General features: G+C 31.3%; 9 protein-coding genes. 5 read left to right on the forward strand and 4 right to left on the reverse strand.

The features are described from left to right. Window positions 1–55 precede the first annotated feature (55 nt). Window positions 56–2,836 carry a carboxypeptidase-like regulatory domain-containing protein gene (locus tag RMO53_RS07485; protein WP_310379357.1) on the reverse strand — a complete coding sequence of 927 codons (2,781 nt, stop codon included), beginning with the start codon at window positions 2,834–2,836 and terminating at the stop codon, window positions 56–58. A gap of 234 nt (window positions 2,837–3,070) precedes the next feature. On the opposite strand from RMO53_RS07485, the gene RMO53_RS07490 reads away from it, so the two are divergent. The 3 genes from RMO53_RS07490 to RMO53_RS07500 all read left to right on the forward strand — a co-directional run bounded on the left by RMO53_RS07490 (window position 3,071) and on the right by RMO53_RS07500 (window position 6,008). Then, a complete protein-coding gene (locus RMO53_RS07490; protein ID WP_310379358.1) occupies window positions 3,071–3,754 on the forward strand; it encodes a response regulator transcription factor in 684 nt (227 codons plus the stop codon). 41 nt (window positions 3,755–3,795) lie between these two features. Continuing rightward, window positions 3,796–4,863, forward strand: a complete 1,068-nt coding sequence (locus RMO53_RS07495; RefSeq protein WP_310379359.1) for an ATP-binding protein — start codon at window positions 3,796–3,798, stop codon at window positions 4,861–4,863. A gap of 311 nt (window positions 4,864–5,174) precedes the next feature. Further along, a complete protein-coding gene (locus RMO53_RS07500) occupies window positions 5,175–6,008 on the forward strand; it encodes a PstS family phosphate ABC transporter substrate-binding protein (protein WP_310379360.1) in 834 nt (277 codons plus the stop codon). A 21-nt stretch (window positions 6,009–6,029) separates the two neighbouring features. Here the strand turns inward: RMO53_RS07500 and RMO53_RS07505 are convergent, their stop codons facing one another. From RMO53_RS07505 to RMO53_RS07515, 3 genes are all read right to left on the reverse strand, one after another. Beyond that, window positions 6,030–7,097, reverse strand: a complete 1,068-nt coding sequence (locus tag RMO53_RS07505) for a glycosyltransferase (protein WP_310379361.1) — start codon at window positions 7,095–7,097, stop codon at window positions 6,030–6,032. A gap of 134 nt (window positions 7,098–7,231) precedes the next feature. Then, window positions 7,232–7,858 carry a hypothetical protein gene (locus RMO53_RS07510; protein WP_310379362.1) on the reverse strand — a complete coding sequence of 209 codons (627 nt, stop codon included), beginning with the start codon at window positions 7,856–7,858 and terminating at the stop codon, window positions 7,232–7,234. Between the two features lie 86 nt (window positions 7,859–7,944). Then, complete coding sequence (locus tag RMO53_RS07515; protein WP_310379363.1) at window positions 7,945–11,370, reverse strand: hypothetical protein; 3,426 nt, start codon at window positions 11,368–11,370, stop codon at window positions 7,945–7,947. Window positions 11,371–11,535: 165 nt separating this feature from the next. On the opposite strand from RMO53_RS07515, the gene RMO53_RS07520 reads away from it, so the two are divergent. Further along, window positions 11,536–11,745, forward strand: coding sequence for a hypothetical protein (locus RMO53_RS07520; protein WP_310379364.1), 210 nt, complete (start codon window positions 11,536–11,538; stop codon window positions 11,743–11,745). Window positions 11,746–11,747: 2 nt separating this feature from the next. Continuing rightward, a complete protein-coding gene (locus RMO53_RS07525) occupies window positions 11,748–11,969 on the forward strand; it encodes a PIN domain-containing protein (RefSeq protein WP_310379365.1) in 222 nt (73 codons plus the stop codon). Window positions 11,970–12,066 lie beyond the last annotated feature (97 nt).

The following is a 12,066-nucleotide window of genomic DNA, read 5'->3' on the forward strand; positions in this document are numbered from 1 at the left end:
TGAACAAAAAAAAAGACTGTCGTTTGTGTGACAGTCTTCTTTTTTAAAAAATTTATTAAAAGGTATAAGAAAAATTCAAAGAAAATCCTCGACCTCTTTTGTAGCTTTCTAAGGTTAGCGAACTTTCGTTTATAGCAAACCTACTTTCGTTCCCTAACTCCATTTTGTATGTTGTATTGAGGATGTTGTCAACAGCAAATTTCACATCAATATTTTTAGTTAGTTTACTGGACCAAATAAAATCTAATTTATGAAATGGTTGCTCGTAAATATGATCGATGCCTGCTGAACCTACAGCAAATATTCTTGGACCATAAACTCCATAAACTAATGTCATTGAGTTTTTCATGGTTTCATTAAACTCAAAATCATATTTTATATCTGAATTTATAATCCATTCAGATGCACCTTGAAGTTTTCTGCTTGATTCATTTTCTAGTGATGATCCTCCAAAGGCTACTTTAACATCTGTTTTCATCAACGAAGCATTCAATCCAAAAGCAAATTTTGATAATACAGGCGTTAATCTTTCTAGTTGTAATAAGAATTCAAATTCTGCTCCAAATAAAGTTGCTTCTTTAGAGTTTTGAAACGATGTTAATTGTCCACTTCCGCCGGCACCAGCTATAAAAACTCTCTCGATAGGATTTTGAAGTTGTTTTCCAAATAGACCTATTGCAATAATTTCTTTGTTATTTGGGAACAATTCATATTTAATATCGATGTTATAGTTTTCGCTATTTTTTAAATTTGGATTTCCTAATATAGATTTACCGTCAGGACTAATATATTGTATAGGCAACAACTCCATAGTTACGGGTCTTGTAATTGTTTTTGATCCGTTAAAACGCAGGTTACTTTTTTCAGTCAACTCATATTTAGCATTTATAGAAGGTAATAGGTCTAGTTTTTCTTCTTTAATTTTTTGGTATGGACCATTAATGATTTGACCAATAGTTCTAAAGTTGATTACACGATTTGAATTTTCTGCTCTAACACCACCATTGATTTCTAATTTATCGCCTATGTTGTAAAATAAATTTACATACCCAGCATTCACTAATTGGTTTAGTTTCACTTTATAATCAGAATTAGACTCTTCTTTCACAGCTATTATCCCATTAGAAATATCATCAACTATAAATTGATTGATTGTGTTTAATGGAGCGGTGTAGTTCTTGTTAGTTGTCCGTGTCCCAGAAAAAATTCTGTATACAGAACTTAAATCATTCTGAAAAACATTGTATCCTACCGATAAACGGTTTGATTTTCCGTTTTCTAATTCTTTAAATTTAAAATTATACTCAGCTAATCCAGAGAAATAGTAATTTCCTTTGATGTCTAAATATTGTCTGTTCAAATGGTTTCCTCCGTAGGAAGTATTGATTTGGGTTTCACTAACTTTTTCACCAATAATAAATTTTCTATCAGGTTGTTCGTATGTAGTTTTTACAAATGAATAACCTGTTTTTAAAGTATGTTTTTCATCTTCGGTAATTTTTAAATTCCCAAAAAACTGCATATTCAAATAATTAGATTGATCAAATTGATTGGTTCTAATTAAGATGTTTGGGTTGCTAGATTGATTGTTTGTATACCCTAATTGATCTTGAATTTCACTATCAGTTGATCGTAAATAAAAGGTGTTAAATCCAACATCAAATCGTTTTGCTTTATAATTAAGCCCAATTAATGCTGATGATGAAGTTTGGTAACTGTAGCTTTCTTTGTTTAGATTATTGTCATAATCTCCAGCTCCTAAAATAAAGGTTCTGTCAACTCCTCTTCTAATCACATATTTATTATCGGCATTTAGAGATAAAACATAGTTTAACTTTGCCTCGTTTTTTAAATTAAATTTTTCTGCGTGCAAAAAACCAAAACTTGTATTCAACGGACTTGAAGTTTGATCCACATTCCAAGTGTTGTCTTTGTAAGTGCTGTTGTATTGATCAGGGGTTAGTTTTTTACCAGTTGGAACACTTCCAAATGCACTGCTTAATTGTCTGTCGTTTCCATTCATTCCAAAAAAGCCTTGCGCATTATTTGCGTCACTATGAATTAGAAAATCAGAACCATTATTACCAGTTGTATATCCTGCCCCAACATTTACTTTAGTAATGCTTTTGGACTGAACGGTCTCAATATTTACTGTTGCACCAGCAAAATCTCCAGAAATATTAGGGTTAAATGTTTTGTAAACATTCAAAACGCCTACAATATCAGTAGGAAATAAGTCTAAAGGTATAATTTTGGTAAATGGGCTGTTTGAAGGTGCTTGTAAATCATTGATTAATAAGTTATTATAACGGTCTTCTAAACCTCTTACAAATAATCCTCTCGATTCTACTTTTGAGATTCCTGTAATTTTAGTAAGTCCTTCTTCAACATCGCTTACACCTTTGCGGGACAATTCTTGTGCTCCAATGCTTTGTTTAAAAACCACTGCTTTTTTTTGATCTAATAAAAGCGCTGTCTCTTTTTCTCTGCTTGCTGTACTTTTTACAACAACGTCATCCAGTTTATAACTTCCAGATCCAATAGCCTGATTGATTGTTATAGTTTCATTTTCCTTAACAATTACGGGTACTTCTATGCTTTCATAGCCTACAAAGCTAAATTGTATTATATAATCTCCAGGAACAATAACAATAATATATTTTCCGTCGATATCTGTATTTACACCAATTTTAGTGCCTTTAACCAAAACATTTGCAAAAGGTAATGCTTGATTGTTGTTGTTAATATCTGTCAAAGTACCATTAATTGTTCCTTTGTTTTGCGAGAATCCTATTGTAAATATAAATAGTGTAAAAATTATAAATTTTAATTTCATTTTATCTTTTGTTTTATGGCGCAAAATTAAAATGACAATGTAAATTTGAAGTTACTTTAATATTATTATTATATTTTATTACCATTATGCCAATGTTAAGAAATCAAATTAAAGTTAAGTCTATTGTTTTTTTTTTGAGTAGCATACATAATGAGTACATTTACCAATCTATTTATTTAATTTAAAGAGAAATTCATTAAATTTGAATAGGTTTTAATACATTTTGTTATTTTTATGAAAAAAAGAAGCACCAAGATTCTATTAGTAGACGATGAACCAGATATTTTAGAAATTGTTGGATACAATTTAACCCAAGAAGGATATCAGATTTTTACAGCAAGTAACGGAAGAGAAGCGGTTGCAAAAGCCAAAAAAGAGTTGCCAGATCTTATTATAATGGATGTTATGATGCCTGAAATGGATGGCATGGAAGCATGTGAAAATATTCGTAAAATCCCAGAATTAAATAATGTTATCATTGCTTTCTTAACCGCTCGAAGTGAAGATTACTCCCAAGTAGCTGGTTTCGATGCTGGTGCTGATGATTACATAACAAAGCCTATTAAGCCAAAATTATTAGTTAGCAAAGTTAAAGCATTGCTAAGACGATTAAAGGAACAAGAAAAAAACAGCGAAACTCTTAATGTGGGTGGTATTGAAATCAATCGTGAAGAATATAAAATAATAAAGGATAATGTAGTAATTGCTTTGCCAAGAAAAGAGTTTGAACTGTTCTATTTATTAGCATCAAAGCCCGGTAAAGTATTCAAACGGGATGAAATTTTAGACAAAGTTTGGGGTAATGAAGTTGTAGTTGGAGGGAGAACAATAGATGTTCACATCAGGAAACTTCGAGAAAAAATTGGCGATGATTTCTTTAAAACCATAAAAGGTGTTGGGTATAAATTTGAAGTATAATTTTTTGTATTAAATTAGCAAGAATTATTTATACCTAAAAAATGAAAGTTAATTTCAAAAAAACCTATAATTTTGCCATAATATCTTCGCTATATATTAGTCTTTTTGCCACTTTTTTTGCAATGATATTGGTCAAAGAGATGTTCAAATATTCCTTTTCAAGTTTACTCTACTTTGGAATTATCTTTATTATTATAATTTACATTTTTTCTTTCCTGGTGATTCAATATCGCGTGGAACGTTTTATTTATCGTAGAGTAAAAAAAATCTACGACGATATATCTTTGTTAGAATCCAGTACTTTTATCACACAGCCTATAACCACAGATATGGAGGCGTTGACAAGAGAGGTAAAAAAGTTTGCTACCGACAAAAAACTTGAAATAGAAATGCTTAAGATTCGAGAAGAATATCGAAGAGAATTTCTAGGAAATGTTTCTCATGAATTAAAAACTCCATTATTTACCGTGCAAGGTTATTTATCTACACTTATTGACGGCGCAATGGAAGACAAAGTCATTCGAAAAAAATATCTAAAACGTGCCGAAAAAGGAGTAGAACGATTGATCTATATTGTCGAAGATTTAGATATGATTACCAAACTTGAAGTAGGTGATTTGAATCTAGAATTTTCTGAATTTGATATCGTCGATCTCATTCAGAATGTATTTGATTTATTAGAAATGAAAGCCGACAAGAAGAGGATAAAATTGGCTTTCGAAAATCATAACATAAAACCCATCTTTGTAAAAGGGGATAAAGATAAAATCCAGCAAGTAGTAGAAAATTTAATTGTAAATTCGATAAAATACGGAAAAGAAGGCGGCTTGACTGAAGTAAGTGTAGTTAATTTGACCAAGAAAAAAGTATTAATTCGAATAAGCGATAACGGTGAAGGAATCGAGAAACAAAATATTCCTAGACTCTTTGAACGTTTTTATCGTGTAGACAAAAGTGGTTCTCGTTCCGAAGGTGGTTCTGGATTAGGACTTGCAATCGTGAAGCATATTATCGAAGCCCACAAAGATAAAATATATGTGGAGAGCGAATTTGGTTTAGGATCCGAATTTTCGTTCACATTAGAAAAAGTAAAATTAAACATCTCTTAATATTATCAAATTCTACCACCGTCTCTTTACACTTCTTTTGCACCACTATCCTTTTTTGCAAAACCCTTTTTGTTTATTAAACAGCTCATAATTGCGCACCATTTATGGGCAAAACAAGTTTTTTTTGTCTGATTTTATTTGAGTTAAGGCGTTCAATATTCGATAATAAGAGCTTAATCTAGTTATGAAGACCTTTTATTATTGTAAAATTATTGTAAAATAACTCAAAAAATAAAGATTGAATAATATTGAATTAACACAATCTTAACGTTAAGATTTTATTTTTGCAAATAAATAAAATCCATTTTACAATGAATAAGTTTAAATTTAGAATTGCAGCTCTCTTAGCAATGATAATAATAATTTGTTTTTCGTTTACTACTGTAACTAGAATAACGATTAAAGGCTCAGATACTATGGTAATTTTATCAAAGCAATGGGCCGAAGCTTATATGAAAAAACAGCCGGGAACGATTATTCAGGTCACTGGAGGTGGATCAGGAGTTGGATTTGCAGCATTAATCAATGGTTCCACCGATATTGCAAACTCAAGCCGACTAGTAAAACCTGTAGAATCAGAAAAAATAAAATTAAAATACAACAAAAACACTATCGAGATTGCTTGCGCTAAAGATGGTTTGTCTGTTTTTTTGAACAAAGCAAACAGTGTTTCGGAACTTTCTGTTCAACAAATTGGCAAAATCTTCTCTGGTGAAATAACCAACTGGAAACAAGTAGGAGGAGATGATGTTAAAATTCAATTGTATGGTAGAGAAAGTAGTTCAGGAACTTTTGAGTTTTTTAAAGAGCATGTGGTTAAAACAGATTTTTCCCCAACTTGCAAAACATTTCCGGTAACTGCTGCAATTGTAAATGCTGTCAAGAAAGACAAATATGGTATAGGTTATGGCGGTGCAGCTTATGCAAAAGATGTAAAGGATTGTAAAGTAAAAAAAGATGCCAAGAGCAAAGGTGTTTTACCATCGGCAGCAACTATAAAAAATAAATCCTATCCTATTTCAAGATATTTATATATGTATTTGAAATCGAAGCCAACTGGTGAAACAAAAGCATTTATAGATTGGATACTGAGCCCAGAGGGTCAATTAATGATAGAAACCGTTGGTTATTATTCATTAAAATAGCACTCCTTTTACAAACAATTTTTATTTTTCAAAAACTTCAAATAATGTCGGCCAATCTATAGCATTATTTAATTGAGGCAAGCCTTTATATTTATTAATATCGAAGATGTTTTTTATCTTAAAATCATCTTGAGTTGAATAGGGTGCGATAGCTTCTTCTTCTAATTTTTGTGCTAAATATTCCTGTTCGTATTGACCCGGTGTAGGTATAAAATACGCTTTTTTCTGTAATTTAACCAAGTCCATAATTGTGGTATAACCGGAGCGACATAAAACTAATTCACTTTCATTAAATGCTTGTTCAAGTTGTCTGGTATTCATAAAATTATAAAAAGTAACATTTTGTATTTGTTCCTTTTTTTGCTCTTTTTCCACGATCCCTTTTATAAAAATAATTTTCCCGTCAAATTGGGAGCTTTCATTTTTTAATTTTTCTTCTAATATACCTCTTTGTGGTTCAGGACCAGAAAGAATAATCATCAAGTCGTATTGTTTAGGAATTTCATTTTTAGTCATTCTACTCAATGGACCAATGTATTTTATTTTGAAATGGGCATCGTTTATATGTCCTAATATACCGGTTAAATTGGGTGTCCCTTCAAAATCTGGAACCCAACATTCAGAATGTTTTTTTATAATATACTGGTGTAATTTGCTGGTAATCCAGGTTGTGTTTCCTGTCAATACGCTTAATTGATGTGTTATAAATACCGAAGGCACTTTTTTATTAAAAACCCCCAATCGATTATCAGAAATGATGCCGTCGATTGCATATTTTTTTATCCATTCTTTAACAACTATTTTTTCATGTAAAATGGCTTCAATCATTCGTGGGCAATTTTGTAATAATTTCCATTTAAAATTTTTGCCATTCTTGGCATATTCTATTTGATAGGAAGGCAATTCGAGAGTTTGTAAATAAGGAAATTCTTTTCTCAACAACTCCAGTGCAATTCCATCTGTAGCTATTATTGGGATATAATTATTTTCTTGTAAGGCTTTAATGACTGGAATACATCGAGTTGCATGACCTAATCCCCAATTAAGTGGAGCGACCAAAATAGTTTTATTTTCAGAATTAATATTCATTGTTTATTTTGAAAGTTACACAATCAACCGTCTGAGTATATTTATTTAATATTATCAAACTATTAAATCGGAGTAAAAAAAAACTGTCCAAAACTTTATTTCTGGACAGTTTAAATTTTTTATATCAAGAACTTTTAATCTTGAATGTAGGTTTTATTTCCGTTTTTATTGATGTAATATTTTCCACCTCTTGGACCAGTATATACTTTTTTGCCATTATATTGTCCTGTAACTTTGTCTGGTGTTTTTGGGGCTTTTTCGTTTGACTCTCTAACTTTTGTTGCTTTTTTTTCTATTTTTTTACTTTCATCTTTGATTGTTGCATCGACTTTGTTTGCTTTGGCTTTAGCTTTTCCGGCAGTAGATTTTTCAATTCCGTTAGCAGACATAGAATTTTCTGCTTCTTTTTTAGCGGCGTTTGTAGCTTTTCTTTTTTCGTTTGCGGCTTGTTTTTTTGCCTCTTTTAGAGCATCAGCTTCTGCTTTTGCGGCAGCTTCTTTTTTAGCAGCAATTGTAGCTTTCCTTTTTGCATTTGTAGCTTCTTGTTTTGCTTCTTTTGCGTTTTCGACTTCTTTTTTAGCAGCATTTGTAGCTTTTCGTTTTTCGTTTGCCGCTTGTTTTTTTGCTTCTTTTTCAGCGTCGGATTTAGCTGCAACAGCTTTTTCGATTTTTGCTTTAGTTTTTTTCTTTGTAGTAGTTTCTTGAGCGTAAAAGCTAGTTGAAAATACAATAAGGAAACTCAACAACAATAATTTTTTCATAATAAATTGATTTTTAAAGTTTAAAGAATAAAGTTAATAAATTTAAATTTGTAAAATTCTGTTTTGCAACAATAATGCCAAAATTTTTAGAAATAAGCTCTCAATTGAACATTTCCAGTGTGAATGGTTTGGTTCGATTCGCTTTTTCGCCCCTGATAATTCAGGTTTATATCAAGAAATTGAGTTAGATTTTTTTGTAGAAGCAATCTCCAAGTAAAATTTTGTCCAGTTTGTAACCCTTCGAGCATTTGAAAACCAACCGAAGAGAATTCGTTTCCCTTGAATTTATTTTGGTAAAAAGAAATTTCTCCATTTACGGTCAAGCTCTTTGTGTTTGCATAAGTAAAAGATGTGCCAAACCTGTTTTGCATCAAGGTTTCGAAATTTCCAATTTGGTTTTCCTTGTTTTGCAATTCATAAAATAAATCCCAACTGGTGTTTTTTGAAAACAGGTAGCTTATTTTTGGGGCTAATAGGTACCCTTTAATATCAAAATTCTTTTCTGGGAAATTTTCAGAACTTATTGTGGTTTGAATCGTTTTTGTAAAAAAACCAAACAGCCAACTTTTTTTGTATAAATGCGCATATTGAAATTGATGCGAACTGTTTTTTGCTTCTTGCGAACCTATTGAAAGAAGGTTTTTTGTTTGATTTTGAATGTAAGTATAAGTCATAGCATGGTTTTGTTTGCCTCTATTGTAGAACAAACTATTTCTAAAACTGGAGTATAAACCAAGCACATTTTCGCTCGAATTACTAAAAGGATTTAAGTCGAAATTAGCTCCTTCGTTTTTTATTTTTCTATCAATTACAAACGAAGCTTGGTTGTAAAAATAAGACAGTGTTTTTTTAAATCCTTTTTCGTTTTGCCATTGATTTGGGTTTAAAGTAACGGATTGTGAAAATTTATTTTGATGCGTTTTTATATAAACTCGGTTGGGCAAAAACACTCTTATATATTTTGCTTGATCTATAAAAGGAGCAACTTCAAACTCTTGTAATTCTTGAATTCCATTATTATTATAGTCGTTCCAAGTGTAAACACCTTGCCCTTGAGAAACTTCAAGATAGGTAAATTCTTGTTGCGGTAAAGATCCAGAATTGGTTTCAAAAACTGTTGTAGATTGAATTAATTGATTGTAAAACCGATCGTTATAAATTATTCTGGAGTTTAGCGAAGGTTCGTTTTTTCTTGAATCCGCAACAAAATTTAAAACTCTATAATTAGCATAAAGAGTTAAATCGCTTTTTTTTGTTTGAATTAGTTTTGATTTCAAAACAAAGGTTTGAGAAGTGTTTTTGCGTTCTAAAACACTCCCGATATTTTGTGATTGCAAACTGTCATTTACTCTTTTTAAATATCCTAATTCTACAAAAACTTTAGTGCTGTCTCCACGACCCGTAAAAAAGCCAAATTCTGAAAATCGCTGACTCAATGCCGAAAACTGATTTGTTGTTTTATTTTTTTCCTGGTTGTCTTCAAGTCGTAGGCTTGTTCCAATCCAGTTTTTTTTATAATGATATCGTATTTGAGATTGATTTCTAATAAATTTAGATGTTGCTGTTGTTGCATCGCTTTTCAAAAAACTGCCTTGATTTTGAATAGTCCAATTTTTCAGCTTCAATAAACCATTCAAAACATGTCGATTTCCTGAAAAACTATCTGTAAAATCTAACTTTTCAAATTCATAAACTACATTTCCTTTATTTGGCAAAGCAAATTGTAATCCGGATACTAAATAGCTTTGGTTGCCAAACAAGGTTGTTCCTATATTCCAATCACGGTCAAATTCTATGGTATAAAGTCGTTCAATTGTACTGAAATTTTGCTGTACAAATTGATAATTCGCAAAAGCATCAACATGCCATTTTTTTGAAAACAACCGTTGTTTTGTGTTTATTTTAGTTGCCAACCCTTTATTATTATTGTCGGACAAAGCAGAAAATAAATTTTTGTCGTTGTTGCTTAATGCAATTTCTACAGCAACAGCGGTTCTTTCTTTCGAATTATATTTACCGACAAAAGTGGCTACTTGAATTTTTGTTGGGGAAACTAATTGAACAATGGGTTCGTAATTACCTTGTGCGATAGCATTAATGGGTTCAATATATTCATAAATTCTGCCAATTGTAGCAGCGTTTTTTAAAATATAGTTTCCTTTATTATTACCTACTAAACTAAACCGTACATTAAATAATTCGTCCTGAGGATTATTCGAATATTCAAAAAATTCGATTGCACCCGATAGTCTTTTTTTATATAAAACCTTATTTTCAGAATAGGAATCAGCATATGCCGATGGTGCAACCATCAAATCAGGATTGTCTCCAGCATTTGCTAGAATTTGTACTTGTTCTGTGGAGAGACTTTGCTGTAAGGGTTGGTTTTTCAAATCTCCTTCGGAATATAAATAACCTCCAAAACTCCATTTTTTATTTTCGTGAGTTCCGCCTGCATACGTTACAAACCGAGTGTAATTTCGATCAGAATATTGATACTCAATGGCAATTCTCATCTCGGAAGTGATGGTAAAAAGTGGTGTAAATACAATTTCTCCTGCATTATAATCTATGGTATAATCATTATTTTCACCACGTTTTAGAAGAATTCCATTAACATAAACTCGTTCTGAACCCGAAATTACAAGCACATACAACTCCCCGTTTTGTCCTTTTAATTTATACGGACCTTGATTTCCTTCTTGTCCTACAAAATTGCTTTTGGCATATTGTCCTCGAACTAATGCAGCCGATGCAAAAATATTGGTTTTATTTTCGTCGGTTCCGAAATCAAAATTTGCCGCAATACCTTGTACTTTTTTATTAAAATTCAAGAATTGGGTTTTCTTGTTTTCAAGAAAAACATCACCGGCTCGAATGTTCCATTTATTGCTAAACAGTTCCATAAAAATATTGTCAAATTGATCTAACTTTTGAGAATATCCTCCATCTTGCAAAGGGATGTTGCTGTCCTGTAGTGATGCTCTAAGACTGACTTTTTCCGAGAGTTTTCCGGTGATTTGTAAATCTAAATTCGAATTAAGAACTGTGTTTTGATTGTTGCCAATGGTTACGCCACGGGTAATACTTCCCGAAGTATTGAGTCCATCAAATGGAATATTTTGTTTTAACGAAGCGGTTTCGATTTTGTAAAGTTTATCTGAATTGATGTCAGTGCTAACCACTTTGCTGGCATCGTAAATTCGATACTCTTTCGTTAATTCTTCAGGGAGATTGAGGTAATTTACGGTTATAGAATCTGTAATTCCAGTGAAATTTTCCTTTAATATTAAGGTGCCTTTTATAAAATTTATTTTGTAGAATGTAGTATCAACAGTTTTGCCATTGGCGTCAAGCAATTTAAAAAAACTGGAGTTAATACTTACTTTTTCAAGGTGAATCGTGTCGCGAGTTACACTAATTTTTCTGGTTTTGTATAGCGAATTTGTTTCTTGAGCTTGAAGCCCAGAAATGAAGCTGACAACAATCCCAAAAAGCAATTTTTTAAACATAAATACTATAACTCGAATGTTTCAAAAGTAGTATTTATTATCGGTAAATTTTGGAGGGAAAAGTAAATAGTTAGAAACCTATCTAAAGTAATTAGAAGCCAAGTTGAAGCCGAGTAAACTTTAGTATTTTTTTGTAACTTTATAAAGAATTTAATTTTTTTGATTATGACACAACTTATTTTTAAAAATGATTTAGAACAAAATAAATTAGAAGCTTTACTCCAATTTTTAAAAACTTGGAATATTGATGCTGAATTAAAAACAAGCTCTCGTAAAACAGTAAAAAAACAAAGTAATTTTTCGCTGGCATCAGGTATTTGGAAAGATTATTCTCTAGACGCAAATGAACTTCGCAATAATGCTTGGAGCAGATAAATATGATACTTTGCGACACAAATATTTTTATAGAAATTTATAGAGGGAACGAAACCATTATTGAGATTTTTAAGAATATTGGTCAACAAAACGTAGCTATTTCTGATGTAAGTTCTGCCGAATTGCTTTTTGGGGCTAGAAATAAAAAAGAACTACAAGCCATTCGAAATGATATTGATAACCCGTTGGGTGTAATTCGTTTTTTTTACCACATAGAAACATAGATTTTGTGAATTTTAAAAGGCGTTTCACTTATTTTAAGAAAATCATAGCTATCTGAACCCATGAAGTGGGCTATCTAACTCTTTTTTTCTATGTTTC

Source organism: Flavobacterium sp., assembly GCF_031409475.1.
GTDB lineage: Bacteria > Bacteroidota > Bacteroidia > Flavobacteriales > Flavobacteriaceae > Flavobacterium.